Source organism: Hymenobacter endophyticus (assembly GCF_032464715.1).
Taxonomy (GTDB): Bacteria; Bacteroidota; Bacteroidia; order Cytophagales; family Hymenobacteraceae; genus Hymenobacter; species Hymenobacter endophyticus.
Map to the genome: position 1 here is coordinate 316,385 of NZ_JAWDJT010000003.1, position 26,431 is coordinate 342,815.

Consider the following 26,431-nt stretch of genomic DNA (forward strand, 5'->3'; position numbering starts at 1 on the left):
GCCCCGTGGTAGCAGGGCCTCTTTGCAGTACGCCGGCGTCCGGGCGCGGGTTGGCGGGGTCAGGGCTGCAGCACGGTAGTCAGTAGCGCATCCACGGCCAGCCCCAGGCGGCGCATATCCAGGCGGTTGAGGGTGTCAGTAGGCTCGTGGTAGTGGTGGTTGCGGTAGAATGCAGTATCAGTAAGCAGCACGGCCGGGTAGCCGAAGTACCAGTAGTTAAGGTGGTCCGAAAAGTCGATACCGGGCAGCCAGGCGGGCGCTTTGAACCGCTTTACCGGCAGGTGGGCCGCCGTGCGGTAGCGCCGGGCAAATTGCCGCCCGAAGCGGCCGTTGCCAAATTTTTGGGCCACCGTCACGTAATTACCCCGGCTGCCATATACCCATTTCAACGGCCCCAACGGGTAGTCCTGGGTGTGTTTCCGGTCGTCGAAATAGCCCAGCGTTTCCAGGGCCACCATACCCCGCACGGCTATTCCGGCTTTGTGCAAGAACTGCGCGTGCACGTAGCTGCCCATGCTTCGGGTGCGAAAAAACGGCGGCTCTTCCAGCGTGTAGGCCACCACGTCAATGCGGTAGGGTAATTGTTTTTGCTGACTTAACAACCGCGCCAGCTCCAGCAACGCCGCCACGCCGCTCCCATTGTCATCGGCGCCCGGCTGCTCCCCGCACACGTCGTAGTGCACCCCAATGATGAGGCGCGGCCCCGCTTCAGGACCGTAAGAGCCGATAATGTTGCGGTAGGTGCGGCCCTGTACTTGATAAGGCTGCTCGGTGGACCGGGCGCCGGCCGCTGCCAGTTCTGCTTTGATGTAGTCGGCGGCCTGGTTGAGGCTGGCTTCGTGGAGGTAGTTGCGGGGCTCGGGCGTAGTGGTAAGGGCCACGATGTGGTGGCGCAGGCGGGCCGTATCGGCGGGTAGCGGCTGAGCGCGCAGCTCCCCTGCCAGCAGCGCCAACAGGCCCACACAGTACAGCGTCCTGCTCACAGGGCTGCCGAGTGACTGTTTTCAAGCGCCAGATACTGCGGGGGCACGGCGGCCGTCAGCCACACTCCGTTGGCCGACAGAAAGAACTGTCCGCCTGCCCGGTGCAGCTCACCCGCCTTCACCAGCAGAATCACGGGTTTGCCGTGGCGCCGACCTACTGCATCGGCCGTGAGCTGGTCGGGCGAGAGGTGTACGTGCTGCCGGCTCCCAGGCCGCAACCCCTCGAGCAGAATACCATCCAGAAACCGGGTAGCGGTGCCGTGGTAGAGGGTTTCGGGGGGCTGTACAGGTGTCAGGCCCAAGTCAACTTCCACGGAATGACCCTGGCTGGCCCGCAACAGCTGGCCATCTTCGGAGAAGGCAAACCTTTTTTTGTCGTTGGAGGCCACTACTGCCTGCAACTGTTGCGCGCTGATACTGGCGTCGCGGGCTTGCAGCGCGGTCAGCAACTCCGTAACCGGTACCCAGCCCTGGGCATCGAGCGTGAGGCCTAGCTCGGTGGGGTAGTGGCGCAGGGCGTAACTCAGGAGCTTGCTCAGGTCTATATTCTGCATCGGATCAAGGATTATTAGGCTAATTTGCGGGCCTCAAGCTACAAAACGGCCGCATTACCGCCGGTATTGTTCCCCTGCCACCCACCCATGCCTACTCCCACCCCGTTCCGCAGCATCGTCCCCTCCGACCTCTCACCCACCGACTGGCACCCGTTTATGGTGGGTGCCATTGCCCCGCGCCCGGTGGCTTTTGTGAGTACCATGGCCGCCGATGGCAGCGTGAACCTGAGCCCCTACAGCTTCTTTAACTGCTTCGGCTCCAACCCGCCCATCCTGGCCTTCTCCCCCGCCAACCGGGTGCGCGACAACTCCCAGAAACACACCCTGCAAAACGTGCGCGAGGTGGCCGAGTGCGTGGTTCACATCTGTGACTACGCCATGGTGGAGCAGATGTCGTTGGCCAGCAGCGAGTACGCCAAGGGCGTGGATGAGTTCGTGAAGGCCGGGTTTACCGCCGTGCCCAGCCAGCAGGTGCGCCCGCCCCGGGTGCTGGAAGCCCCGGCCGCCTTTGAGTGCGTGGTGGAGCAGGTGATTGAGCTGGGCCAGAACAACGGGGCTGGCAACTTAGTGCTGTGCCGGGTGGTGCTGGCGCACTTCCGCGAGGACACCATCCTGCCCTCCGGCATTGGCATCGACCCACGGAAGCTGGACGCCATTGCCCGCCTCGGCGGTGACTGGTACAGCCGCTCCGCCGAAACGCTGTTCGAAGTACCCAAACCCAACCGCAACCTCGGCATCGGCATCGACCAGCTCCCAGAGCACATCCGCACCTCTGATATTCTCACCGGCAACAACCTGGGCCGCCTCGCCAACATCGAAGTTCAGTCGATTCCTACCTCTGAGCAGGTACAGGCCTTCCGTCAGGAACCCATTGTGAGCTACACCCTAAACAAGCACCCCGAGGCCGTGGAGCGAAAAGCCGCTCTGGTGCAGCTGGGTAAGCAACTGTTGGAAGAAGGTCGGCTGCTGGACGCCTGGAAGGTGTTGCTGCTGGCGGCCTGAGCTATCCGCACTCATTTGTTACAGCGGAAGCAGCCGGAAATACTTGGGTTTCAAACGGTGCGTGAGGTAGCGCGGCAATGAACCGTCCTGCGCGTAGGCCTCCACCACCCGCTGATACTGCTGGGGGCCAAACCGGCTGAGCCGAAAAACCCCGTACCCGGTCATCAAAGTGCCCATCATCAGGTTCCCGTTGGCATCCTGCTGACGGCTTTGGTAGTAGCGCTTATCAATCTTCCTGACTCCGGAGGCCGTCAGCACGGTTTTCTCCGTAACGGCTGCCGCCGTGAGGCCCACCCCGGCTTGCAGCCAGCCGCGCGTGGCTTTGCTCCGCTGCATAAACAGGTGCTGCACCGCCCGCAGAGTATCCGACCGGTCGTAGCGGGCCGTGCTCAGGTCGGAGTGAGGGGGCGTGGCTTGCGCGCGCAAGTTGGTGCTTGCAGCCAGGTAAAAGCCAGCCGTGGATACGAGTATAAAGCGGACCATAAAGCGAATCGGAAGAGGTGTATCGTGCCCGCGCAATATTCGCGCCACCTGAATCCATCCACGAAATTCGTTGAATCCGCGGTATAATCCGTGTAATCAGTGGGCTTAGTTGCGCACGGCAATCATCAGGGCCAGCTCTTTGTAGCGCATGTTGAATTTGCGGGCAATGCTGGCGTTGGTGAGGGAGCCTTTGTACACGTACACGCCCGAGCGGAAATGCTCGTTGGTGAACAGTACCTCATTAATGCCGCCGTGCTGGCTGATTTCCTGCAAAATAGGCGTAAAGATGTTGCTGAGGGCGTTGGTAGCCGTGCGCGGCACCCGGGAGGCAATGTTGGGCACGCAGTAGTGAATCACGTCGTACTTGCGGAAGACGGGCTTGCTGTGGCTGGTCATTTCGCTGGTCACGAAGCAGCCACCCTGGTCAATGCTCACGTCGATAATCACGGAACCCGGCGCCATCATCGACACGGCATCCTCCGACACCATGAACGGAATACGGCCCTCCTCGGCATTCAGGGCCCCAATTACCACGTCGGCGCGACGAATCTGCTGGTTGAGGGCGAAGGTGTCGAGGGTGCTGGTGTAGAGCTGGGGCTGGCCCAGGTGTTGCTTGAGCCGCCGCAGCTTATACAGGTGATTGTCAAACACTTTCACCTCGGCCCCCAGCCCAATGGCGGCCCGGGTGGCGTACTCCGCTACCGTGCCCGCTCCCAGAATCACTACCTGGGAAGGCGGCACGCCGGTAATGCCGCCCAGAATAATGCCCTTGCCCTCGTTGGAGCGGGCCAGGTATTCAGCGGCAATGAGCATGACGGTGGAGCCGGCAATTTCCGACATGGCCCGTACTACCGGCCGCGCCCCCGAGGGGTCCTTGATCAGCTCAAAGCTGATGGCGTTGATCTTCTTGCGCAGCAGGGCCGTGATGTACTCGGCCGTAAGGGAGCCGAACTGCAGGGCCGAAATCAGGGTTTGGCCGGCCCGCATGTACTCTATTTCGTCGTAAGTGGGCGGGGCCACTTTCAGAATAATATCGGCCTCAAACACCTCCTTTTGCGAGTAGGCCACCGTGGCGCCGGCTTCGGAGTAGTCGTGGTCGGAGTACTTGCTGGGCTCCCCGGCTCCGCTTTCCAGCAGAATTTCGTGGCCCGATTCCACCAAGTGCTTCACGGCCTCGGGCGTGAGGCAGATGCGGTTTTCCTGCAGGGAGGTTTCCCGGGGCAGCCCAATAAACAGTTTGCGCTTGCGCGTTTCCACGGCCAGCATGGATTCCTGGGTGAAATACGCACGGCTGGTGGCCAGCTGCTCAAATCCGGAGGGTACTGCGTCGGGCATCTTCTTAAATTAAAAATTATGAATTATGAATTGAGCACACGGTCAATTTTGCGGTAAGCAGCACTGACCATTTTTAATTCTCAATTCTTAATTCTCTCGCAGAGGGTCCGGTGACGGTGAGGGTGATGAGCAGCCGATCCGGGGGCAACAGGACCTCAATGCGGCTGGGCCACTCAATCAGGCAAAGATAGCCAGAATCGAAGTACTCAAGCGCCCCAATGCCTTCGGCTTCGCGAGGGTCGTTGAGGCGGTAGAAATCGAAGTGGTAGATGGGCTCATTGGCGGCCGTGCGGTACTCATTTACCAGGGAGAACGTAGGGCTGCTCACGTCCTCCGCCACGCCCAGGCTGCGGCACAGGGCCTTGATGAACGTGGTTTTGCCGGCCCCCATCTCGCCCTCGAAGCAGATGATGGTGTGCCCCTGAAGGGCGGCCCGCACCTGCCCGGCGGCGGCGGGCAATGCCTCAAGGGAAGAAATTTCGATGGTCTGGGTCGTCATCTGAAAAAGCCGGGTGAATTCGCCTGAATAACTTGAGCCCGCAAATTTGGTTAATCTGCCGCAGAAAAGGCGGTTTTGTTATGACTGCTCCCCATTCGGACACGCCCGGTTCGCCCACTGTTTCCAGCCGCTTCCTGCTGCTGTGGTTGCTGCTTGTCCTGCTGATTTTCGGTGGCCTTACTGCCGGCCTGTACCAGCAGGCCCGGCAGCGCCGGCACGGCATAGCCCGGCCCGCCCTGGTGGTGCAGAACCACCAGGAGCGAAGTGCCCATATCCTGACCCTGCGCTACTCCTACAGCCCCGATACGCTGGTGGCGCGCTACACCGAGCAGCACCGGAACCAGGTGAAACGGCTCCGCCCCGGCGACTCCACCACCGTCCGGTTCTGGCCCGAAGCACCCCGCCGCGTGGAAGTGACACCGCGCTGACCAGCCGGTTTTTTCGCATGTTTCTGGCCACCACACCGGGTGAGGCAACGGCTGTCTTCTATATTTGGCCGATCCTAACCACGACGCCCCATGCAAGTTTCGAGAATGGCCGGCAGCCTGATTGGCTCCGAAATCATCAAAATCGGCAACGAAGTCAATGATATGATTCGCAAGGGGGAGCAAATCTGCAACCTCACCATCGGCGACTTTGACCCGTCCATCTTCCCCATTCCGGCGGAGCTGGAGGCCGAAATTACCACTGCCTACCAGGCCGGGCACACCAACTACCCGCCCGCCAACGGCATGGCCGCCCTGCGCGAGGCCGCCGCAGCCTTTACTAAGTCGCGCCTGGGGCTCGCCTACTCCCCCAACGATTTTCTGGTGGCCGGCGGCTCCCGCCCGCTGATTTATGCCACCTACCTGGCCCTGGTTGACCCCGGCGACAAGGTGGTATTTCCGGTACCTAGCTGGAACAACAACCACTACTGCCACCTCTCCTCGGCCGAGGCCGTGATGGTAGAAACCCGCCCCGAGAACAACTTTATGCCCACCGCCGCCGAGCTGGCGCCCCACCTGGCCGGGGCGACGCTGCTGGCCCTGTGCTCCCCGCTCAACCCCACCGGCACCGTCTTCAGCCGCGAGGATCTGGAAGCCATCTGCGACCTGGTAGTGGCCGAAAACAAGCGCCGCGGCCCCGGGGAAAAACCCCTGTACCTGCTCTACGACCAGATTTACTGGCTGCTGACCTTCGGCAACACCGAGCACTACGATCCGGTAAACCTGCGCCCCGAGCTGCGCGACTACACCGTGTACATCGACGGGATTTCCAAATGCCTGGCCGCTACTGGCGTGCGGGTAGGTTACGCCTTCGGGCCGGCTGCGGTGATTGACAAGATGAAGGCCATTCTGGGCCACGTGGGTGCCTGGGCCCCCAAAGCCGAGCAGATAGCCACGGCCCAGTATCTGCCCCAGACGGCCGCCGTAGATGGTTTCCTGGACTCGTTCAAGCAGAAAGTGCAGCACAGCCTGGAAGCCTTGCACCAGGGCCTGCAAGCTATGAAAGCCGACGGCCTGCCCGTGGACTCTATGGTGCCGATGGGCGCTATTTACCTCACGGCTAAGCTGGACGTGCTGGGCCGCCGCACCCCCGGCGGGCAGGTGCTCACCTCTACCAAGGAGTTGACTTCCTACCTGATTAGTGAGGCCCGGCTGGCTTTGGTGCCGTTCAGCGCCTTTGGCACGGATGGTACTTCTCCTTGGTTCCGGATGTCGGTGGGCGGTGCTTCCCTGGAATCCATTGAAGCGGCTTTGCCCCGGTTGCGCGCCGCCCTGGAAGCCTTGCGGTAGCGGCGGCCGGCATAGCGCCGGCGCTGCCTGAGGAGGCCGGTTGTCAGGAGGCGCTTTGCCGCCTAGTAGCCGGCTTTTTCGTGCCCGGCAGGTCGGGAGCCGCGCCGGTGCAGGGGCAATATTTTCGCTTCGCACTCCCGCAATCCTGCTATCTTACGCCGGTTACCGCTTGCTGCTGCTCTGGCACAACGGTAGCATCTGCTCTGTTTACGACGGTGTTTGCCCTGCCGTCCCGCTTCCTGCTCCTATTGCACTTTCCGATTTTCACAACCAACCGGAACGTGTATTCATGCTATGTTTCTTTACCCGGCCAGTAGCCGGTTTCACCTGTTGCTCCATACTGGTGCTGACCTCCGCGGTGGCCCTGGCCCAGAGCCGCCCCGCCCCTATTTCGGGTACCGTTCGTACCGCGTACCGCGGCCGGCTCCCTGGAGTTTGCCACCGTTACCCTGCACCGCACTACCGATTCGGCCGTAGTCAAAACGGAGTTCAGTGATGCGGCGGGCCATTTCCAGCTGCCGGTTCCAGCCGAGGGCCGCTATTTGGTTTCGGTCAGCCAGCTTGGCTACGGCCGCAGCTGGCAGGGCCCCTTGGCAGTCGGCACGCAGCCCGTAGCGCCGCTGGAGTTCCGGCTGGTGGCTGGAGCGGCTACCCAGCTTAAAGGCGTAACCGTGGCCGGCCAGCGCCCCCTGTATGAGCGCCTGCCCGACCGCACCGTGGTGAACGTGGAAGGCAGCATACTAAGCGCCGGCAACACCACCCTCGATGTGCTCGGCCGCGCCCCCGGCGTAACTCTGGATGCCAACGACAACCTGGCCCTGCGCGGCCGCCAGGGCTTGCTGGTGCTCATTGACGGGAAACGCCAACCCATGACGGGCGCGGAGCTAGCCGCGCTGCTGCGGGCCCTGCCCGCCGAACAGGTGGGCACCATGGAACTGATTACCAACCCGCCGGCCAGGTACGACGCCCAGGGCGGGGCCGGCGTTATCAGCATCAACCTGAAAAAAGACCAGCGCCTGGGCCTGAATGGCAGCGCCAACGCCGCTTACGGCCGAGGCCGCTACGGCAAATTCACCAGTGGCCTGAGCCTCAACTACCGCCGCAAACACCTCAACCTCTACGGCACCTACGCCTACGCCGACCGTCAGACGTTTCAGGAGCTGGCCATCAGCCGCACGTACTTGCAGGACGGCCGCCCGGAGCGGTTTCTGGAGCAGTACAACACGCCCCGCGGGCACCTCCAGTCGCATACCTGGCGCACCGGGGCCGATGTGACGCTGAGCACCCGCACCACGCTGGGGCTGGTGCTGAGCGGGCTGGAAAGCCGCCTGCCTTCCCAGGGCCTGAATGAATCCCGCTTCTACGATGCCCAGTACCAGCTTACGGAAGTGGTGCAGGCCCAGAACCGGCGCAACCTGCTCACACCGAACCTCACGGCCACCGCGCTGCTGCGCCACCAATTCCCGAAGGATTCGCTGGGTACCCCAGAGCTGACCGCCGATGTGGACGTGGCCCGCTACGACCTGACTCGCACTCTGGAGCTGAGTGCCAACTCTGGGCTGCGCCCCGCCGCTTTTGCCAGCCGCCTGCTCGGCGACCAGAGCGGAGAGCTTACCCTACTCAGCGGCAAAACCGATTACCTCCGAACCCTGCGCCACGGCCTGCGCCTGGAAGCCGGGCTGAAGGTAAGCCGGGTCACTTCCGAAAACGACGTGCTGTTTGAGCGGGAGCTGAACGGGGGCAGCCGGCAGGTTGATGCCGGCCTGACCAACCAGTTTCGGTACGAGGAAGACATTCGGGCCGGGTACCTGAGCCTGAGCCGCAACCGGCCCACCCTGCAGGTTACGGCCGGGCTGCGGGCCGAGCAAACCAGCACCTACGGCCGCCAGGCAGTAGGTGCAGAGCAGTTCAGCCGCAACTACTTCCAGCTCTTTCCCAACCTTACCCTGCGGCGCCCCTTGAGCGAAGCCCACGAGGTGGCCCTCTCGCTTAGTCGCCGCCTCGACCGCCCGACTTACAACCAGCTCAACCCCTTCCGCTCCTACGTGGACCCTACCTCCTACCGCGTGGGCAACCCCGCCCTCTGGCCCCAGATCAGCAGTCAGGCGGAGCTCACGCACACGTTCCGGCACAAAACCAGCACTGCCCTACGCTATACCCACACTCGCCGCCCCATCCTGAGCGTGTACTTGCTGGATGCGGAGGGCCTGCTGGCTGCTATTGATGTAAACCTTACCGCCCAGGATTACTGGGGATTTACGGTTTCCTCGCCGCTGGAGGCCGCCAAGTGGTGGAAGCTCTACGCCAATGCCGAGGTGTTTTATATCCGGTTTCGGGGTGAGGTCAATGGCTCCGAGCTGCCGGCCAGCCAGCCCGGCGCTATCTTGAGCCTGAGCAACTCCTTTACCTTCCCCAAGGGCTGGAGCGCCGAACTGAACGGCAGCTACAACTCCCTGGAGCGCTACGGCTACCAGCTGGTGCGCTCCTTTGGGCAGCTGAGCCTGGGCGTGCAGAAATCGGTGGGGCGGGCTACGCTGAAGCTGAATGCCACGGATATCCTCTACACTACACCCCTGCGCGTAACCTCCCGCTACCAGCCCCTCACCGAAACCTTCCGCTCAGCCCAGGATTCGCGGGTGCTTACAGCCTCCGTTAGTTACCGCTTCGGCAACGATAAGGTAACGGCAGCCCGCAAACGCGCCGGCAGCGCCGACGAAGAAAAACGCCGGGCCGCCGGCGTACAATAGCCCAAGGGCCATACCGCAACCAGTAGCGGAGGGTAGCAGCCTGCAATCAGGCTGCTACCCTCCGCTACTTTCAAGCAAAGCCAGCACTGCTGACTGCCAGTTTTTACACTAAATTTTGACGCGCAGGCAACCATTATGATATATCATGCATCTATATGATATATCATTAACCATGCTTTCTTCCATTCTATTCTACTCCCTGGACAAGGCCATTCGGCAGTACCGCCGCATGGCTCAAGCCAACATCGACCGGGCTGGCGTTGTCATTACCATTGACCAATGGCTGGTGCTGCGGGTAATTCAGGAAACCGACGACCTAACCCAAACTGAAATTGCAGAGCGGGTTTTCAAGGACCAGGCTTCGGTGGCGCGCATTATCCGGTTGCTGTTGCAACGGGGGCTGCTGAGTGCCGAGCCCCTCCCCCACGATGGCCGCCGCACCCAGCTGCGCGTGACCCCCGAAGGCCTACGGACCCTGGCAGCCGTGGAACCAGTAGTGCTCAGCAACCGCGCTAAGGCCCTGCAGGGTTTGAGCGAAAACGACTTAAATACCCTCCGCTTCCTGCTGGAGCAGATTGCCGGGAATTGCACCTCTGCGCCTGAGCAAGCCAATGGCTAAGAAAATATTGATAACACTATTTTTATATACGAAATTATTCGTACGTTTACTACGAAATAATTCGTACTACCTATAAATCCTGTTCTCGCAGGACGCAAAAACGACCCTACGGGGACGCTGGAGCAGCTTTGCCGATATGCTTCACCCTCTCTCCTCTCTATATATGAATACACTACACAGCAGCAGCTCTAGGCAAATGGTACAATGGCTGCTGGGGCTTAGCCTACTGGGCAGCACGCCGGTACTAGCACAAAGCATTGATGGGCAGGTAAAGTCGGCGGCGGGTACGCCGGTGGAATTTGCCACAGTCGTGCTGCACCGCGCCACCGACTCCGTCGCCATCAAAACCGAATTCAGCGACGGGAAAGGCAACTTTCGTTTTGAGCAGGGCGCGGGCCGCTACCTGATTTCGGCTTCGCAGGTGGGCTTTGGGCGCGCCTGGGCCGGGCCGCTGGAATTGGTGGCGGGTGGCGCCGGCCGGCCGGTAGAGCTCACGCTGCAGCCCAATGCGGCCACGGCCCTTAAGGAGGTCACTATTACGGGCCAGCGCCCCACCTTCGAGCGGGAAGCCGACCGCACCATCGTAAACGTGGAGGGCTCGACCCTGGCGGCCGGCAATACCTCCCTGGATGTGCTGCGCCGCTCCCCGGGCGTAACCATCGACGGCAACGACAACCTGGCTTTGCGCGGCAAACAGGGCCTGCTGGTGCTCATTGACGGTAAGCGCCAACCTATGACGGGCACCGAGCTAGCCGATTACCTGCGGGCGTTGCCGGCGGAACAGCTCAAGAGCATCGAGCTGATTACCAACCCACCGGCTAAGTACGACGCCCAGGGCGGGGCCGGCATCATTGCCATCAACCTGAAAAAAGACCAGCGGATAGGCACCAACGGCAGCCTGAATACCAGCTACGGCCGCACCCAATACAACAAGTACAACGCGGGCCTGAGCCTCAACCACCGCCAGCAGAAATACAACCTGTTTGGCTCTTATAACTACACCGACCGCGCCGGGGAGCCGCGCCTGACCATTCACCGGGACTTTTACCGCCCCGGCGCGAGTGGGGAAACCGGCCGCCAGCTGATTCAGGTGACGGACCAGGCCAACCGCTCCCCCTTCCAGCTTCGCTCCCACTCCTGGAAAGCGGGTATTGACTACAACCTCACGGAGCGCACGGTGCTGGGTGCGGGCCTGAGTGGGCTGGCTAACCGCAACGTCCAGAAGGGCCGCAACAGCACTACCATCAACGACTTACTGCGTAACCAGACCCAGCGCTACAACTCCGATAACCTGCGCGTGGGCCGCACGCCCAATATAGCCGGCAACCTCAGCCTGCGCCATACTTTCAAGGATACGATGGGCACCCGGGAGCTGACGGCCGATGCCGACTACGCCCGCTACCGTACCAGCCGGGACCAGCGCCTGGAAACCCGTTTTAACGGGGCCGAGCAGGTGGGCGAGGTCATTACCGGCGACCAGCAGGGCACGCTCACTATTCAGTCGGCGAAGGTGGATTACACCCAGTTTCTGAGCAAGCAGCTGCGGCTGGACGCCGGGGCCAAAACCAGCCTGGTATCGGCGGATAACGACGTGCAGTTTTTCACGAATGGAACACTGGACCAGAACCGCTCCAACCGGTTCCGGTATGATGAGAACATCAACGCGGGCTACATTAACCTAAATTATACCCAACCCAAGTACACGCTGCAAGCCGGCCTGCGCGGGGAGCAAACCAATGCCGAGGGCCAACAGGACGTGGTGCAAGCGGGCCAGCTGGCCAATTTTACCCGCCATTATTTCCAGCTGTTTCCGAGTGCGGCCCTGAAACGGGTATTCTCTGAAAAGCATGAAACCAGCCTCTCGCTGAGCCGCCGCATCGACCGGCCTTCGTATGGGCAGCTAAACCCGTTTCGGGTGATTATCGACAAAACGACTTCCGGCGGCGGCAACCCCAACCTGCGGCCCCAGACCAGCTACAACCTGGAACTCACGCACACCTTCCGCCAGAAATACAACCTGGGCCTGAGCTATAGCCTTACCAACTTGCCCCTCATCAGCGTAGTGCAGCCCGAAACAGACAGCACCGTGCTATCCACCACCCAGAACCTGCGCCGCCAGCACTACTACGCCCTCACGCTCACGGTGCCGGTGGAAGTAAGCAAGTGGTGGACGATGTACAACAACGCCGTGTTTTACTACAGCCGCTTCGAGGGCAGCCTGGCCGGCACCGACCTGAACCGGGGCCGGGGCTCTTTTACCCTCACCACCAACCACACCTTCACGCTGGGCAAGGGCTGGAGCGCCGAGCTGAACGCCGATTACCAGGCCCGCGACATTTACGGCTTCCTGAAAGTGCGGCCCAATGGGGAGGTAAACGCCGGCGTGCAGAAAACTTTCTGGAACCGCAAAGCCACTCTGAAGCTCAGCATGGCCGATATTTTCTTCACCAGCCCCATCAATGCCGTGTCGGAGTATGATACTTACGTGGAGCGGTTCTACCAGCGTCAGGATTCGCGGCAGGGCACCCTGGCCTTCACCTACCGCTTCGGCAACGATAAGCTGGCCCCCGCCAAGCGCCGGGGCGGCGGGGCCGAGGACGAAAAGCGCCGCGCCGGCGGCCAGTAACGGGCTGAAAACCGTCATTCCGGGCAACGCGAGGGATGACAGACAGTGCATCAACTAAAAGCGTGTTTGGGAATTCATGAAAACGCCTTTTCCGTCATGCTGAGCTTGCCGAAGCATCTCTCCCGCTTCATTGAAAAAGCCCCATACGAAGCGGGAGAGATGCTTCGGCAAGCTCAGCATGACGTTCTTTTTAAATTCCCAAACAAGCTCTGAAGAGGTTCTTAGTGGTAGCTACGGCTTTCGTCCACGGTTTCGGGTTGCTCCAGGGCGGAGAGCTGTTCTAAAAACTGCCGGTGCGTGCAGGGCCGGGAGAACATGGGAAAATTCTTTTCGTAGGCAAAGCGCTGCTCCTCCTCGCTCACGGTAGCGGTGCAGTCGGTGAGGGTGTACACCTGGTAGCCCAGCTCGTAGGCCGTGCGCATGGTGGATTCCACGCAGCAATTGGTCAGGAAGCCGGCCAGGGCCAGGTGGGTGATGCCGCGCTGCCGCAGGATGAAGTCCAGGTTGGTGCTCACGAAGCCATCCAGCCCCCGCTTGCCTTCGATGATGATGTCTTCGGGCTGGGGCTTGAGCACGTCCACAATATCGGCACCCCAGGAGCCTTTGCGGAAGGAGTTGCTCTCGACCACGCCTTTGAGGATGCCGTAGGGCCGGGGATGCAGCTCCCGGTAGTTTTCGGTGAAGCTGATGGGTACGTGCACAATAAGGGCCCCGGCATTGCGGGCCTGCCGGGCCAGCTCCTCGGCGTTGGCCAGCATATCCGTCGATTTCATGACGGTTTTTACCGCATCGTGCAGGGAGCCGCCCGGCGTCGTGAAATCGTTCTGAAACTCAATCAGGAGGACGGCAGTAGTGGTTGGCTTCATAACGATAGGGCATTGGGGTTGCGGGGAAATTAAGGTACACACTGGCTGCCGCTTGCGCAATAGCCAACTGATTTCTATTACGTTATACCTGAGCTACGCTTGCAGTGTGTACTTGCGCAGCCACACTTTAGCAGGATTTTTAGCCGCTTCTTAGCATCTTGGCGGGGCTGGCACATCCAGGCCACTTTCTTATGATTCGCTTCTTCGCAACCTGTCATGAGCTGTAGGTACTCAACCTATAGCTCCCATGAAACAACCCAAAAAGCGCTGGGACTGGACGCCCCGCCAACGTGGCCGCACCCGGCTTTACAGCAGCTGGACCTATCATCTGTATCAGCCCGGCAAGGCCTTTATCCGCCTCCTGTGGGCCCGGCACCGCAGCCAAACGCGCACGGCCCTTGCTCAGCTACGGCAAGGCGCGGAGGAAACCGAGGTGCATTTCCCCTACCATCACAAAAACAATGGCCACTGGCTATGTGACTAACCAGAAAAGGGGCCGCTCATTTGAGCTGCCCCTTTTCTATTAGGCAGGCAAGTTTTGGTTACCAGAACTTCACGTAAAGGGCCGAAATCAGCAGCAGGATAACCACGATGAGTACCAGCTGGCGCGGAGCCACCCGAAACATACGGGCATCCAGGTTCAGGCCTTTGGGGTTGATGGCGGGGCCGGCCAAGCTCAGGGCCACCATCAGCAGCAGGGTAAAGAAGAACGACCAACCCATGCAGATCAGGAAGGGAATTTCGTAGCTGCCCTGCCCGTTCGGGAAGGCCGTATAGAGCAGCGTTTCGTTGCCGAACAGGGCCGGGGCGTAGTTGTTGAAGAACACCGACAGGATAAAGCCCGACAAAATACCGGCCACGGCGGCCGTACCGGTGGTGCGCTTCCAGAACATGCCCAGCAGGAACACGGCCACAATACCGGGCGAGATAAAGCCCGTATACTTCTGGATAAACTGGAATCCGCCTTCCCCACTGATGCCTAGCAAATCTTTCCAGGTCAGCAAAACGGCCATGAACATGGCGGCGAAAATGGTGACGCGGCCCACCCACACCAGCTTCTGCTCGGTGGCTTCTTTATTGAGGTAGCGGTGGTAGATGTCGAGGGTGAAGATGGTGGAAATGGAATTGGCTTTGCCGGCCAACGAGGCCACAATGGCCGCCGTAAGCGCCGCCAACGACAAGCCTTTCAGACCGTTGGGCAGAAAGGTGAGGATGGCGGAGTAGGCATTATCGGGGTTGAAGGCGCCGGTAGAGGCCATTTCGGCCTGCAAGGAGCCGTTTTTGTGCAGCACGTAGGCGGCAATGCCGGGCAGCATCACAATCACCGGCATAATTAGCTTCAGGAACGCAGCAAACAGAATGCCGGTGCGGGCCGTGGGCAAATCGGCCCCGAGGGCGCGCTGGGTGATGTACTGGTTGCAGCCCCAGTAGTTGAGGTTGGCCACCCACTGGCCGGCGGCGTACATGGCCAAGCCGGGCAGGGCCAAGTACTTGTTGATGTAGGCCTGGCTGGAGTCGGGCGCGGGCTTGTCGAACATCATATGAAAATGGTCGCCCGCGTCGCGCATCATCACGTTGAAGCCCGCCACTACATCGTTGCCGAGGCCGAATTTCTGGCTAACCAGCGTGAGGGCCAGGTAGCTGGTAGCTAGCCCCCCAATGAGTAGTACGGTCACCTGAATGACATCGGTATAGCCCACCACCTTCATGCCGCCCAGGGTGATAATGAGGGCAAAAACGGCCAGCGCTACCAGAATCAGGTGAAAACTCTCCCCGCCCCCAATGAGGTTGCTGATGGCCAGCGCGCCCAGGTAGAGAATGGCCGTGAGATTAACCAGCACGTACAGAAACAGCCAGAAAATGCTCATTACCAGGCTCAGCGTGGAGTTGTAGCGCTGCTCCAGAAACTGGGGCATGGTATAAATCTTCTGGCGCAGGTAGATGGGCATGAAGAACACGGCCACCAGAATCAGCACAATGGCCGCCACCCACTCATAGGCGGCCACGGCCACGCCCACCGTAAAGCCGGAGCCCGACATGCCGATGAACTGCTCGGCCGAGATGTTGGAGGCAATCATGCTGGCCCCGATGGCCCACCACGTGAGCGAGCCTTCGGCCAGGAAATAGTCCTTGGAATCAACCTGTGCTTTCTGCTTGCTGCGGTACACGTAAAAGCCGTAGGCCGATACGAGTACCAGGTAAAACAGAAAAACCGCCAGGTCCAGCGTATTGAATGCGTTGCGCATGCGAAAAGAAAATCGGAAAGGAAGAGTAGGTAAAAAAAGCCCTGAGGCCTAGCTGAAAAACAGCCCGTCATTCCTCGGAGGCTCGGGATGACGGGCTGTTGATACTCTGACGCCGCTACAGCTTATTTGCGGGCGCTGAAGCGGTATTCGGTGGTGGAGCGGAAAGTTTCGCCGGGCTTGAGCGTGGTGCTGGGGAAGTTGGGCCGGTTGGGCGAATCGGGGAAGTGCTGGGTTTCCAGGCAGAGGCCCGCGTATTGGTTGTAGGTAATACCGCCCTTGCCTTTCAGGTTGCCCTTCAGGAAGTTGGAGGAGTAGAACTGCACTCCCGGCTGGTCGGTGTACACGTCCATCACGCGGCCGGTGGTGGGCTCGTACACGGTGGCTGCCTTTTCCGGGCGGCTGCGCTGCGTATCGGCCAGCACCCAGTTGTGGTCGTAGCCGCCGGGGGCCGCGCCGGGCACCTGCTTAATTCGCTCCCCGATGCGGTGGGGCTGGCGGAAATCCATGGGCGTACCCTGCACCGGCTGCAGCACGCCCGTCGGAATCAGCGTGTTATCCACGGGCGTAAACCGGTCGGCGTTCAAGGTCAGCTCGTGGTCCAGAATGCCCTTGCCGGAGGCCGCGTTCAGGTTGAAGTAGCTGTGGTTGGTGAGGTTGAGCACCGTAGGCTTGTCGGTGGTGGCCGTGTAGTCGAGGCGCAGCGCGTCGCCCTCGGTCAGGGTGTACACTACTTTTACCGTCAGCGTGCCGGGGTAGCCTTCCTCCCCGTCCTTGCTCTGGTAAGTGAGCGTGAGCGTCTGCCCCTCGGCCGAGGTGCCGGGCGCGGCCGTCCACAGCTTTTTGTCGAAGCCTTCCTTGCCCCCGTGCAGGGTGTTGGGCGCGTTGTTGGTGGGGATGGAATACTGTTTACCGTCGAGGGTGAACTTGCCCTTGGCAATGCGGTTACCGTAGCGCCCAATCAAGGCCCCAAAGTAGGGGCCTTCCTGCTTGTACACCGGGGCCAGGTAGCCCGCCAAGTCATCGAAACCCAGCACTACATCCCCCATCTTGCCATCCTTATCGGGCACGAGCAGGCTGGTGAGCGTGCCCCCGTAGGTCGTAATGGTGGCCTTTAGGCCGTGGGCGTTGGTGAGGGTGTAGAGTTGCACCTCGGTACCATCGGCCAGTTTGCCAAAGACGCTGGAAGTAGGCATGGTTGCGGAAGAAGACTGGGTGGAATCGGAAGAAGCGGCGGCAGATGTAGCACCAGTTTCGGCGGTAGTGGCCTTATCAGACTGCTGGCAGGCGGCCGTGAGCAACAGGCTGGCCAGCCCACTGGCCACCAAGCCCGCGCGGGAAGATGAAGTCATATTGGTTGTTGGTTGGTAGTTGTTGGTTGTCGGCAGCAAGCGGCCGGACGAAGCGCAGAAGTTGGGGTGGCTCTTGACGATTGATCCAGCTTCCTCGCTTCGCCCGGCATGAGAGCTTACTGCTGGGGCTCCAGCTTGAAATTCTCGAACACGGCTACTGCCGAGGCCGGGCCGTGAGCCAGAGGCCCCACCCGAATGCCCCGGTCCCAGGGCGGCAGGTAGCTACCATTTACGGTCGCTCCGCCGGCGGGCAGGGGCTGCCAGGTAGCCCCGCCGTCCGTGCTCCACCCAAAGGTAAACTGGCTGCCTTGTTGGGCCTGGAGGCGCAGCTGCAGGGTTTTGGCGGCGGGCAGGGTGGTTTCGGCCAGGGTTTTGGTTTGGCCTTTTTCGGTTTGTAGCAGTTGCACTTTGCCCCCGCCAGCTACCACGGCCAGGGTATTGTCCGGGTCGCCGTGGGCAGCCAGGCCGGCACGGCTACCAGCGGGCAGGGCGGCGGGGTTGAGCAGCGTGGTAGTAGCCGTGTAGGCCGGAGCCGTGGTCGACTGGCCCAGGGCAGCTCCGGTGTGCTCGGGGCGGGCAGTGAGGTAAAGCTGGCCGCCGCGCAACGCGAAAGTGGGGCGCTCCTCCACGGGCCACTGCCAGGAAGGAGCCAGGGTTTTGCCGGTGTACTCATCCGTGAAGCTCACCGCCGGCACGGGCGTAGGCGCTACGGCCGTGGTGCCCCCCCGAAACTCGGGCCAGCCGGTGGCCGCCCAGGTAAACTCGGTTAGCACGCCCTGGCGGCCCACAAACTGCTGGCTGTTGCCCGCGTAGGCATGGTGGAGCATAAACCAGCGGCCCTGGTGCTGCACGGCCGTGCCGTGGCCGGGGCACTTCCAGGCGTCGTTGTTGATGAGGATAGGGTTTTTGGCGTACTTCTCCCAGGGCCCCAGCAAGGTTTTAGCCCGGGCCACGCCGGTGGCGTAGGTGCAGCCGGAGCCGCAGCAGCCGTTGGCGGCGTAAAAAGCGTAGAAGTACCCCTCGCGGCGCACTATCGACACGCCTTCCACCAGGTTGCCCTCCCAGGTGGCGGGGTCGTTGCGGAACAGCTCCTGCTTCTCCCCTACCAGCGCGGTGCGGGCCTCGTTGATGCGCTGGGCCCAGATGGGCGTGGGCTGCTGCACGCTGTTGCCGTCCTCCTTCCAGATGAGGTAGAGCTGGCCGTTTTCGTCGCGCATGGGAAACCCATCGATGGAGCCGTGGGGCTGACCTACCAGGGGGCCGTGGTCGGTGTAGGGGCCGGCGGGGTTAGAGGCGCTGGCCACGCCCACGGCCAGGTTGCCCCCGCGCTTGTGGGCCGTGTAGTACACGTAAATTTTGCCGCCTTCTTCACTGATTTCCGGGGCCCAGAAGTAGTAGTCGGCCCAGGCCGGCCGCTCCCCCGGAAACACGTGCCCCACCAGCTCCCACTTCATGAGGTCCTTGGACTTGAGCAGCGGAAACGTAGGGCCCCAGTTGGAACTGGTAGCCGTGGCCCAGTACGTGTCACCGACTTTCACCACGGAGGGGTCGGGGAAGTCGCCGGGCAGCACGGGATTGGCAATAACGGCCGGCGCCGTTGCAGCGGCTGGGCTGCTGGTGCTGCCCATCTTACCAGTACGGGTGGTGATAGTGGCTGGCCGCTGGCAGGCCGCCAGCAAACCCAGGCTCAGCAGCACCGGACTGCTAAACCGCCGCACAGAAGTACGCAGAGAGTTTTGTTGCAAGGTAGTGAAGGCGTTAAACGAGAAATCAGGGCAGCCTTACTCGCCGGCCGGCTTGGTCAGCGCAGTACCCAGGGCCACGGGCGTGCCGAAATCGGGGGTACCATCGGCCTTCCAGGTAATTTTCTGGATGCGGGGGCTGCGGTTGTCGCCGCACCCCTGGCCCGTTAGCGGGTTGGCGTGGTAGATCATCCAGTCTTCACTGCCATCCTTGGACTTGAAGAAGCCGTTATGGCCCGGCCCGAATGCCTGCCCGCTGGTGTTCTTGGTGAATACCGGCGTGCTGGACTTGGTCCAGGAAGAGAGCTGCATGGGGTCGGCGGTGGAAGAGGCCGTGAGCATACCCAGGGCGTAGTCATCCGTGCTGCAGTGGCTGCCCGAGTACACCAGAAATGTTTTGTTACCGTGTTTCAGAATTTCCGGACCCTCGTTCACGTCGGGTTCCCCAATGGTTTCCCAGTTGTACTCGGGGTGCGAGAGTTCTACCCGGGGGCCTACCAGCGTCCAGGGGTTGCTCATCTCCGAAATGTAGAGGCGCTGGGTACCGGCGCCCTCCGTCTGGTGGCCCGACCAGATCAGGTACCGCTTGCCGTTCTGCTCCAGCACGGTGCCATCAATGGCCCACAAATCGGCGGTGGGGTTGGCAATGCGGCCCTTGTAGGTCCAGGTGCCGGTAGTGGGGTCGGCGGAGGCGTTTTCCAGCACGTGCACGCGGTGGCCGGCGCAGCAAAGCGGGTCGGCGGAGTAGTAGATGTACCACTTCCCATCCAGGAAAAACAGCTCGGGAGCCCACAGGTCGCGCTGGTTGATGCCGGCCTGCTGGGGCGTCCAGACCACCGTACTCACGGACGAGCCCAGGTCGGTCATCTTCGCCGTTTTCCGGATGACGATGTTGCCGCCGGTGGTGCTCATGTAGTAGTACGTGCCATCCTTCTGGTATACCCAGGGGTCGGGGCCCACACTCAGCAGCGGGTTGGTGAAGGTGGTAGAGGTAGGCGGCGCGGGCGGCGGGGGCGTAGGCGGCGCGGGGGTGGGTGAAGAGCCACTGTTGCAGGAAAGCGTCAGGGCCAGCAGCGCCAAAGGCAGTAATCGGGTGGGATACCAGGTCATGCGGAAGGTAAAAACTGGAAAGGAAAGTGCTTAGCAGAATAGATAAGGGCCGAAAGTAAGATACTTGCAAAAGGCCGGCAGCGGAAAGCAAGCCACCGGCTCCCCGTCAGCAAAATAGAGCCGTTCCGGCACCAGGCCGGAACGGCTCTATTTTCAGGCATTTACTTGTCAATTACCAGCCGGGGTTTTGCTGGTAGCGGGCCAGGTCAATTTCCGTTTGCGGAATGGGCAGCAGGCGGGAACGGTCGAGGCGGAAGGTGTTAAAGTCAGTATCCCGGGCTTTCAGCTGGTCGATGCCGGCCTGGTTATCCAGCAGGCCCCAGCGTTTGAGGTCGAAGAAGCGCAGGCCCTCCCCCGTCAGCTCCGTTACCCGCTCGTGCATAAGCTGGGCCCGAAGCGTTTCACGCGTGAAGCTGCCAGCCGTAAGCGGGGCCAGGCCAGAGCGGCTACGCACCTGGTTGATCAACGGAATAGCATCACTGGTCACGCCCTGCTCGTTGAGTGCCTCGGCCTGCAGCAGCAGCACATCGGCGTAGCGCATCACGCGGTGGTTGATGGGCGAGTCGAAGTTCTCAAAGGTGCGGAAGTAGTCGGTTTGATACTTGCGCCAGTACACGCGGCTCAGGTCGCGGGCGTTGCCCCGGAAGCGGCGCAGGAAACCGTTACCGTACACCAGCGTATCGCCATCCACGGGCAGCGAGGAGGTAAACTGGCGGCGGTTATAGAATACCGTAGAGGCCAGACGTGGGTCGCGGGCTCCGGTAGCGGTAGGCTCCCGCAGAAACTCATTTACCACCCACGGCCGCACTTCCCCATCTACGAAGCCCGCGCCGGGTACCCCCCAAAATTGGGAGCGTTGCCCACCTTCCGAGGAAGTAGCATCGTCGCCGTCGTTACCGCCCAGCTTGGCATCCGAGAACTGGACTTCAAAGATGGACTCGGAGTTGTTTTCCGTGGTATGGCGGAAGTTATCGGTGAAGTTGGCCGTGAGCCGGTAGCGGTTGGAGCTAATAACTTCGGCAAACTGCGCCGAGGCCTGTGTCCAGAGCCGCTGCTGCATGTAGGCTTTGCCCAGCAGCGTAGTAGCGGCACCTCGGGTAGCGCGGCCAGTGTCGTTACCGCCCCCGTAGGACACGTCCAGGTCGGGCTTAGCATCCAGTAGGTCTTTCACAATCTGCTCCCACACCTGCCCTTCCGAAGTAGCCTGGGCCGGCAGGGCATTGGGGTCGGAAGGCGTGAGGGCCAGGGGCACGTTGCCGTACAGCGTTACCAGGTTGAAGTAGTACAGGGCCCGCAAAAACTTGGCTTCGGCCAGCACCCGCTTTTTCAGCGTTTCGTTCATCTGAATAGCAGGCACGTTGGCCAGCACCTGGTTGGTGCGCCAAATGGCCCGGTAATGGTCCCGCCACAGGTTCTGCGACACCTCAAAGTCGTAGTTGGCCTGGGTGAAGCGCGTGAAATCGGCTAGCTCGCCCCAGGGGCTCTGGCTGAAGCTGTCGTCGGAGCGCAAATCGTAGGCAAAGTGCAACCAGCGCCGGTAGGTGCCCAACTGTTGCAGGCCGCTGTAACAGGCGTTAATGCCTTTCACAGCGTCGCTCTCCGTTTTCCAGAACGATTCGGTAGTGGGTTGGTTGGGGTTTACTTGATCAAGAAAATCCTTGTCGCAGGCCGTCGTCAGCAGCAGGCTGCTGGCCAGAGCGGCGAAGCGGAGAGTATGTAGTTTCATGGGAATATCAGATGGGAAGGATGGGGAAAATGGGGCTCGTATTACAAGCCCAGCTGCAGGCCCAGCGACACGGTACGCAGGTTGGGGTAACTACCCTCGTCTACGCCCCGCGAGAGGTTGCCACTTACTACTTCGGGGTCGTAGCCGGTGTAGTCCGTCACGGTAAACAGGTTCTGGGCCGTTACATAAAAGCGCAGGCTGCTCATGCCTTTCACCCGCTCCGTCAGGGACTTAGGAATGGTGTAGCCGATCTGCAGGTTTTTCAGGCGCAGGTAGGAGCCGTCTTCCAGCCACCGCGAGGAGTTGAGGCGTGAGTTGTTGATGGCCGCTTCCCCGGCCTGCCCACCCCCACCGGCAATAATAGCCCGGGGCGTGGTAGTAGAGGGGTTGGAGGGCGTCCAGGGGCTGAAATCCTTGCGGTAGTTGCCGTTGTCGTCGGTGCGGTCCAGCCAGTAGCGGCCGGTGTTCAGGATGTCGTTACCCTGCACACCCTGGAAGAAGGCCGACAGATCGACACCCTTGTAGCTGGCACTCAGGTTCAGGCCGTACTGGAGCTTGGGGAACACCCGACCAATGTGCGCGCGGTCGGCCGCCGTAATCTGGCCGTCGTTGTTGATATCCTTATAGCGTACGTCGCCGGGCTGGGCCGTGGGCTGGGCGCTGCCGGCAATGTTGTCGCCGGTCTGGAAAATACCGTCAAACTGGTAGAGGAAGAAAGACCCCAGCTCGTAGCCTACTTCCGTGCGGGTCGATTCGCCGGGGCCACCAACGAAGAAGTTCTGCCGCTCGCTATTGCTCAGGCGCGTTACTTCGTTTTTGATGGTGGTCAGGTTGCCCGTAACGCTGTACTTGAAGTCGCGGCGGTTTTCATTGTAGCCCAGCACCAGTTCCAGGCCCTGGTTCTTGATGCGCCCAATGCGCTGATACGGGTTGCTGCCCGCATTGCCCAGCACCAACGGAATGGCCGGATCCACCAGGGCATTGCGCGTTTCCGAGCGGTAGTGGTCCACCGACAGCGTGATGCGGTCTTCCAGGAAGCCGAAATCTACTCCGAAGTTGGCAGTGCGGCGCTCTTCCCAGGCAATGTCCGTGCTGGGTAGTTGGGTCTGCACATTACCGTTCTGCGTGTTGTCACCCCCAAATGGGTAGTTCACATTGGGGTTCACTACGCCCTGCCAGCGGTAGGCCCCGCCGTAGGGTCCGCCAATCTGCTCGTTGCCCAGCACCCCGTAGCTGGCCCGCAGCTTCAGGTTGCTCACTTTATCGGTGAAGTCAGCGAAAAACTGCTCCTGGGAGATGCGCCACCCCGCCGAACCAGCGTAGAAGGTACCGTAGCGGTTTTCGGGGCTGAAGCGCGAGGACCCGTCGCGGCGGATGGCCCCGGTGAGCAGGTAGCGCTGGTCGTAGTCGTAGGTTACCTGCCCCAGGTAGGAGCGTTTGTTGTAGGTATAGGAGGAGCCCACTACCTGCGGGGCAGTGCTGCCCGCATCCAGGGCCCAGTAATACACTGGCCCAACGCCGTAGTCATTATTGCGGCCTCGGGTAAAGTCTTCGGTTTGGTGCTGCTCGGTGTAGCCGGCTACGGCCGTCACGTTGTTTTTCCCGAAGCTCTTATCAAAAGACAGCGTGTTCTCCACCATCGAGAAGAATCTGTTGCCCTGGTTTTCGGCGTAGTACGAGGGGTTCAACGGGTCGTTCTGGCGCCACTGCCCGTACTGGCGCTTCTCCCGGTCGTGGAAGGCCAGGTACTCGGCGCCCAGGTTGAGGCGGTAGCGCAGGAAGCTGAAGATATCCAGCTCCCCGTACACGTTGCCCTGAATCCGGTTGTTTTCAGTGGTGTTGTTCAGCAGCTTCTGCAGGGCAATGGGGTTGGTACCAAAGGTGCTGGCGTTGTTGTTGCCGAAGCCAAAGCCGCCGGGGTTGGCCGCATCCGTTACGGGAATAACCGGCAGCATGCGCAACACATCCAGGAAGGGCAGCCCGTTGATGGCCGTGGAGTTGGTGCGGGCCAGCTGCAGGTTCTCACCCACGCGCAGGCGGCCCCGGTTAAAGCCCGAATTCAACCGTACGCTGTAGCGCTCAAACTTGGGCCCTACCGTGGTGCCTTTCTGGTTGAAATATTCGCCCGAAAGCAGAAAGTTGGAGTTGGGGCCGCCACCCGAGAAGCTCAGGTTATAGTCCTCCACCCGGCCAGTTCGGATCAGCTCTTTCTGCCAGTCGGTATCCACGCCGGTGGGGTTGGCCACGTAGGGCTGCACGGGGCGGCCGGCGTTTTCGTAGGCCTGCCGGTTGATAACAGCCCATTCCTGGGCATTCATCAAATCGTACGTTTTATTAATTTTCTGGACCCCACGATAGGCGTTGAAGCTAATAGCCGGCGCGCCCGATTTGCCTTTCCGGGTGGTGATGATGATAACCCCGTTGGCCCCACGTGAGCCGTAGGGTGCCAGGGAAGCCCCATCTTTCAACACCTGTATCGACTCGGCATCGGCGGGGTTGAAGTCCCGGATATTATCCACCCACAGCCCATCAATAATGTAAAGCGGGGTGCTGTTGCTACCCACTGTGCCCAGCCCCCGGATGTTCACCAGCGGAGCCTGGCCCGGCACGCCGGAGTTGATAACCTGCACGCCGGGCAGGCGGCCCTGAATACCCTCCGCAATGGTGGCTACGGGGGCTTTTTGGGCTTCGCGGGCACTTACGCTGGCTACTGAGCCGGTTACGTCCTCCCGCTTCTGGGTCAGGTAGCCTACTACTACTACATCGTTCAGCACCTTGCTGTCCACATCCAGGCGCACATCCACGCTGCTGCGGCCGTTCACTGGCACTTCCTGGGTAGTGTAGCCCACAAAGGAGAAAACCAGGGTAGCGTTATCGGCCACTGCCAAGGTATAGCGCCCGTCACTGTCGGTGGTAACGCCGTTGGAGGTTCCTCGTTCCAGTACCGTTACGCCGGGCATGCCCTGGCCTTTTTCGTCCAGCACGCGGCCGGATACAGTAGTAGCCAGCACCGCGTCCCGGTGGGCGGCCGTGGTGGGCAGCTCACTGGCCTGCCCGGCCACGGGAGCCAGCAGGGGCAGACAGGCTACCAGCGCCGGTACTGTTTGCCGACGCATGCGTTGTAAGGAGTTCTTCATGGGGAGTAGAAAGGTGGGTGAAGAAGTAGGAATTGCAAACGTTTGCGTATGGAAAGCAAGTGCAAACGTTTGCGGCTATGGATGAAAAGCGCGTTAATTCGGCCTGCCAAGGTGTTCTAAGCAGCTACCAGCCGCCGAATTAAGCAACTACTGGCTCATTCGACTGCGTAAGAATAGTGAGTATTCACTCAATTGTCAAGAAATTAAAAAATTCTTGCCTCCACTCGCAGCTACCATAGTGCAAGTTTCTCCCTGCTATATCTCATTCCTCCTGCTCAAATCAAGCTCGACTGTACTGTATATGCCGGATTTTTGATTTAGATTTGCAAACGTTTGCACAAGTACTTGCTACGGGTACTCGTTGCGGCCGCCCTTCACCCCTGCTCCACTTTCTGCCTCATGCTGTCTACCCGCATCCTCGCTGCTTTTCAGAAACACTTTTCGGCTACTCCCCTGCTAGTGCGCGCTCCAGGGCGCGTGAATCTTATCGGGGAACACACCGACTATAATAACGGCTTTGTGCTGCCCGCCGCCATTGACAAGGAAATCGTGTTTGCCGTGGCCCTGAACAACACGAGCAAGGCCCGGCTCTATTCCTACGACAACAAGGCACATTGCACCGTTGAGCTAACGGGCCTGCAGCCGGGCAAACCGCACTGGGCCAACTACCTGAAGGGCGTGGTGGCCCAGTTTCAGCAGCGCGGTATTACGGTACCAGGCTTCGACTGCGTGTTTGGGGGCAATGTGCCCATTGGGGCAGGCATGTCGTCGTCGGCGGCGGTGGAGTGCGGGCTGGCGTTTGCCCTGAACGAGCTGTTGGGCACCACGCTGAGCCGCATGGAGCTGGCGCGCATAGCCCAACTGGCCGAGCACGAGTTTGCCGGCGTGCAGTGCGGCATCATGGATCAGTTTGCCAGTTTGTTTGGCCAGCCCAATCAGGTAGTGCGGCTGGATTGCCGCTCTCTGGAGTATGAGTACTTTCCCTTCGATACCCAGGCCTGCCATATTGTGTTGTGCAACTCCGGGGTGAAGCACAGCCTGGCCAGCTCGGAGTACAACACCCGCCGCCAGGAGTGTGAGCAGGGCGTGAGCGTACTACGGCGGTACTACCCCGAGGTAACGAGCCTGCGCGACGCAACCTTGGCCCAGCTGGAAACTCACCAGGCCGAGATGGGCGCGGTAGTATACCGCCGCTGCCGCTACGTAGTAGAGGAAAATCAGCGCGTGGAACTAGCCTGCCAGCACCTGGCCGCTGGCAACCTGGTAGCATTCGGGCAGGCCATGTACGCCTCCCACGCCGGCCTCCGCGACGATTACGCCGTTAGCTGCTCAGAGTTGGATGTACTGGTTGAAGCCGCCCGGGCCCTACCGGGGGTGTACGGTGCCCGCATGATGGGCGGCGGCTTCGGGGGCTGTACCATCAACTTGGTAGCGCCGGAGCAGGTGGCTGCCTTTGTGGCTGCCATGCAGGCGGCCTATCAGCAGCAGCTAGGCCTGAAGCTGGAAACTTATCAAACTACTATTGTGGGGGGCGTGTCCGCTCTGGAGCCAACCAGTATACCGGCTTAGACCGGCTGCCTTCTTCCGCTCTGGGCAGCAAGGCGCCAGCGGCGTAGGTAGGAGCCATAATAC

The 26,431-nt window shown here is 60.9% G+C and carries 20 protein-coding genes; 8 read left to right on the plus strand and 12 right to left on the minus strand.

Going from position 1 to position 26,431, the window contains the following annotated elements:
- Positions 1-59 precede the first annotated feature (59 nt).
- On the minus strand, positions 60-983 hold the full coding sequence (locus tag ROI90_RS07795; protein ID WP_315997768.1) for a M28 family peptidase: 924 nt from the start codon (positions 981-983) through the stop codon (positions 60-62).
- A complete protein-coding gene (locus ROI90_RS07800; protein ID WP_315997769.1) occupies positions 980-1,537 on the minus strand; it encodes an RNA 2'-phosphotransferase in 558 nt (185 codons plus the stop codon). Before ROI90_RS07800 ends, ROI90_RS07795 begins: the two co-directional genes overlap by 4 nt.
- Before the next feature lie 87 nt (positions 1,538-1,624).
- Here ROI90_RS07800 and ROI90_RS07805 point away from each other — a divergent pair, with 87 nt between their 5' ends.
- Positions 1,625-2,539: a flavin reductase family protein gene (locus ROI90_RS07805; protein ID WP_315997770.1), complete on the plus strand. Its 915-nt coding sequence runs from the start codon at positions 1,625-1,627 to the stop codon at positions 2,537-2,539.
- A gap of 18 nt (positions 2,540-2,557) precedes the next feature.
- On the opposite strand, the gene ROI90_RS07810 is transcribed toward ROI90_RS07805, so the two are convergent.
- From ROI90_RS07810 to tsaE, 3 genes are all read right to left on the minus strand, one after another.
- Positions 2,558-3,022 carry a hypothetical protein gene (locus ROI90_RS07810; RefSeq protein WP_315997771.1) on the minus strand — a complete coding sequence of 155 codons (465 nt, stop codon included), beginning with the start codon at positions 3,020-3,022 and terminating at the stop codon, positions 2,558-2,560.
- 105 nt (positions 3,023-3,127) lie between these two features.
- The gene (locus ROI90_RS07815) at positions 3,128-4,357 is read right to left on the minus strand and encodes an alanine dehydrogenase (RefSeq protein WP_315997772.1); all 1,230 of its coding nucleotides are present in this window, start codon (positions 4,355-4,357) and stop codon (positions 3,128-3,130) included.
- A gap of 73 nt (positions 4,358-4,430) precedes the next feature.
- Positions 4,431-4,856, minus strand: a complete 426-nt coding sequence (gene tsaE / locus ROI90_RS07820; protein WP_315997773.1) for a tRNA (adenosine(37)-N6)-threonylcarbamoyltransferase complex ATPase subunit type 1 TsaE — start codon at positions 4,854-4,856, stop codon at positions 4,431-4,433.
- 80 nt (positions 4,857-4,936) lie between these two features.
- Here tsaE and ROI90_RS07825 point away from each other — a divergent pair, with 80 nt between their 5' ends.
- From ROI90_RS07825 to ROI90_RS07845, 5 genes are all read left to right on the plus strand, one after another.
- Positions 4,937-5,284 carry a DUF3592 domain-containing protein gene (locus ROI90_RS07825; protein WP_315997774.1) on the plus strand — a complete coding sequence of 116 codons (348 nt, stop codon included), beginning with the start codon at positions 4,937-4,939 and terminating at the stop codon, positions 5,282-5,284.
- A gap of 90 nt (positions 5,285-5,374) precedes the next feature.
- Entirely contained in the window at positions 5,375-6,631 is a 1,257-nt protein-coding gene (locus tag ROI90_RS07830; RefSeq protein WP_315997775.1) for a pyridoxal phosphate-dependent aminotransferase, read from the plus strand.
- A 590-nt stretch (positions 6,632-7,221) separates the two neighbouring features.
- The gene (locus tag ROI90_RS07835; RefSeq protein ID WP_315997776.1) at positions 7,222-9,378 is read left to right on the plus strand and encodes an outer membrane beta-barrel family protein; all 2,157 of its coding nucleotides are present in this window, start codon (positions 7,222-7,224) and stop codon (positions 9,376-9,378) included.
- A 172-nt stretch (positions 9,379-9,550) separates the two neighbouring features.
- On the plus strand, positions 9,551-9,997 hold the full coding sequence (locus ROI90_RS07840; protein ID WP_315997777.1) for a MarR family winged helix-turn-helix transcriptional regulator: 447 nt from the start codon (positions 9,551-9,553) through the stop codon (positions 9,995-9,997).
- A gap of 163 nt (positions 9,998-10,160) precedes the next feature.
- A complete protein-coding gene (locus ROI90_RS07845) occupies positions 10,161-12,623 on the plus strand; it encodes an outer membrane beta-barrel protein (protein ID WP_315997778.1) in 2,463 nt (820 codons plus the stop codon).
- A gap of 221 nt (positions 12,624-12,844) precedes the next feature.
- On the opposite strand, the gene ROI90_RS07850 is transcribed toward ROI90_RS07845, so the two are convergent.
- Positions 12,845-13,489, minus strand: a complete 645-nt coding sequence (locus ROI90_RS07850) for a cysteine hydrolase family protein (protein ID WP_315997779.1) — start codon at positions 13,487-13,489, stop codon at positions 12,845-12,847.
- 247 nt (positions 13,490-13,736) lie between these two features.
- On the opposite strand from ROI90_RS07850, the gene ROI90_RS07855 reads away from it, so the two are divergent.
- A complete protein-coding gene (locus tag ROI90_RS07855) occupies positions 13,737-13,973 on the plus strand; it encodes a hypothetical protein (RefSeq protein ID WP_315997780.1) in 237 nt (78 codons plus the stop codon).
- 58 nt (positions 13,974-14,031) lie between these two features.
- Here the strand turns inward: ROI90_RS07855 and ROI90_RS07860 are convergent, their stop codons facing one another.
- The 6 genes from ROI90_RS07860 to ROI90_RS07885 form a co-directional block, all read right to left on the minus strand.
- Positions 14,032-15,735, minus strand: a complete 1,704-nt coding sequence (locus tag ROI90_RS07860) for a sodium:solute symporter family transporter (protein ID WP_315997781.1) — start codon at positions 15,733-15,735, stop codon at positions 14,032-14,034.
- Between the two features lie 122 nt (positions 15,736-15,857).
- Complete coding sequence (locus ROI90_RS07865) at positions 15,858-17,084, minus strand: aldose epimerase family protein (protein WP_315997782.1); 1,227 nt, start codon at positions 17,082-17,084, stop codon at positions 15,858-15,860.
- Between the two features lie 116 nt (positions 17,085-17,200).
- Positions 17,201-18,829 carry a family 43 glycosylhydrolase gene (locus ROI90_RS07870; RefSeq protein WP_315997783.1) on the minus strand — a complete coding sequence of 543 codons (1,629 nt, stop codon included), beginning with the start codon at positions 18,827-18,829 and terminating at the stop codon, positions 17,201-17,203.
- A gap of 36 nt (positions 18,830-18,865) precedes the next feature.
- A complete protein-coding gene (locus tag ROI90_RS07875) occupies positions 18,866-19,936 on the minus strand; it encodes a glycoside hydrolase family 43 protein (RefSeq protein ID WP_315997784.1) in 1,071 nt (356 codons plus the stop codon).
- A 172-nt stretch (positions 19,937-20,108) separates the two neighbouring features.
- Positions 20,109-21,662, minus strand: a complete 1,554-nt coding sequence (locus tag ROI90_RS07880; RefSeq protein ID WP_315997785.1) for a RagB/SusD family nutrient uptake outer membrane protein — start codon at positions 21,660-21,662, stop codon at positions 20,109-20,111.
- Between the two features lie 41 nt (positions 21,663-21,703).
- Positions 21,704-24,799 (minus strand): SusC/RagA family TonB-linked outer membrane protein, encoded by a 3,096-nt coding sequence (locus ROI90_RS07885; RefSeq protein WP_315997786.1) that lies wholly within the window; start codon positions 24,797-24,799, stop codon positions 21,704-21,706.
- Positions 24,800-25,198: 399 nt separating this feature from the next.
- Between ROI90_RS07885 and galK the strand changes: the two genes are divergently transcribed.
- Positions 25,199-26,368, plus strand: a complete 1,170-nt coding sequence (galK, locus tag ROI90_RS07890; RefSeq protein ID WP_315997787.1) for a galactokinase — start codon at positions 25,199-25,201, stop codon at positions 26,366-26,368.
- Positions 26,369-26,431 lie beyond the last annotated feature (63 nt).

What these genes read in the sequence shown, in the direction of transcription:
- ROI90_RS07810 (WP_315997771.1), bottom strand. Translation starts at nt 3,022, where the DNA reads ATGGTCCGCTTTATACTCGTATCCACGGCTGGCTTTTACCTGGCTGCA.
- ROI90_RS07800 (WP_315997769.1), bottom strand. Translation starts at nt 1,537, where the DNA reads ATGCAGAATATAGACCTGAGCAAGCTCCTGAGTTACGCCCTGCGCCAC.
- ROI90_RS07865 (WP_315997782.1), bottom strand. Translation starts at nt 17,084, where the DNA reads ATGACTTCATCTTCCCGCGCGGGCTTGGTGGCCAGTGGGCTGGCCAGC.
- ROI90_RS07805 (WP_315997770.1), top strand. Translation starts at nt 1,625, where the DNA reads ATGCCTACTCCCACCCCGTTCCGCAGCATCGTCCCCTCCGACCTCTCA.
- galK (WP_315997787.1), top strand. Translation starts at nt 25,199, where the DNA reads ATGCTGTCTACCCGCATCCTCGCTGCTTTTCAGAAACACTTTTCGGCT.
- ROI90_RS07825 (WP_315997774.1), top strand. Translation starts at nt 4,937, where the DNA reads ATGACTGCTCCCCATTCGGACACGCCCGGTTCGCCCACTGTTTCCAGC.
- ROI90_RS07855 (WP_315997780.1), top strand. Translation starts at nt 13,737, where the DNA reads ATGAAACAACCCAAAAAGCGCTGGGACTGGACGCCCCGCCAACGTGGC.
- ROI90_RS07880 (WP_315997785.1), bottom strand. Translation starts at nt 21,662, where the DNA reads ATGAAACTACATACTCTCCGCTTCGCCGCTCTGGCCAGCAGCCTGCTG.
- ROI90_RS07885 (WP_315997786.1), bottom strand. Translation starts at nt 24,799, where the DNA reads ATGAAGAACTCCTTACAACGCATGCGTCGGCAAACAGTACCGGCGCTG.
- ROI90_RS07840 (WP_315997777.1), top strand. Translation starts at nt 9,551, where the DNA reads ATGCTTTCTTCCATTCTATTCTACTCCCTGGACAAGGCCATTCGGCAG.
- ROI90_RS07850 (WP_315997779.1), bottom strand. Translation starts at nt 13,489, where the DNA reads ATGAAGCCAACCACTACTGCCGTCCTCCTGATTGAGTTTCAGAACGAT.
- ROI90_RS07875 (WP_315997784.1), bottom strand. Translation starts at nt 19,936, where the DNA reads ATGACCTGGTATCCCACCCGATTACTGCCTTTGGCGCTGCTGGCCCTG.
- ROI90_RS07815 (WP_315997772.1), bottom strand. Translation starts at nt 4,357, where the DNA reads ATGCCCGACGCAGTACCCTCCGGATTTGAGCAGCTGGCCACCAGCCGT.
- ROI90_RS07860 (WP_315997781.1), bottom strand. Translation starts at nt 15,735, where the DNA reads ATGCGCAACGCATTCAATACGCTGGACCTGGCGGTTTTTCTGTTTTAC.
- ROI90_RS07830 (WP_315997775.1), top strand. Translation starts at nt 5,375, where the DNA reads ATGCAAGTTTCGAGAATGGCCGGCAGCCTGATTGGCTCCGAAATCATC.
- ROI90_RS07845 (WP_315997778.1), top strand. Translation starts at nt 10,161, where the DNA reads ATGAATACACTACACAGCAGCAGCTCTAGGCAAATGGTACAATGGCTG.
- tsaE (WP_315997773.1), bottom strand. Translation starts at nt 4,856, where the DNA reads ATGACGACCCAGACCATCGAAATTTCTTCCCTTGAGGCATTGCCCGCC.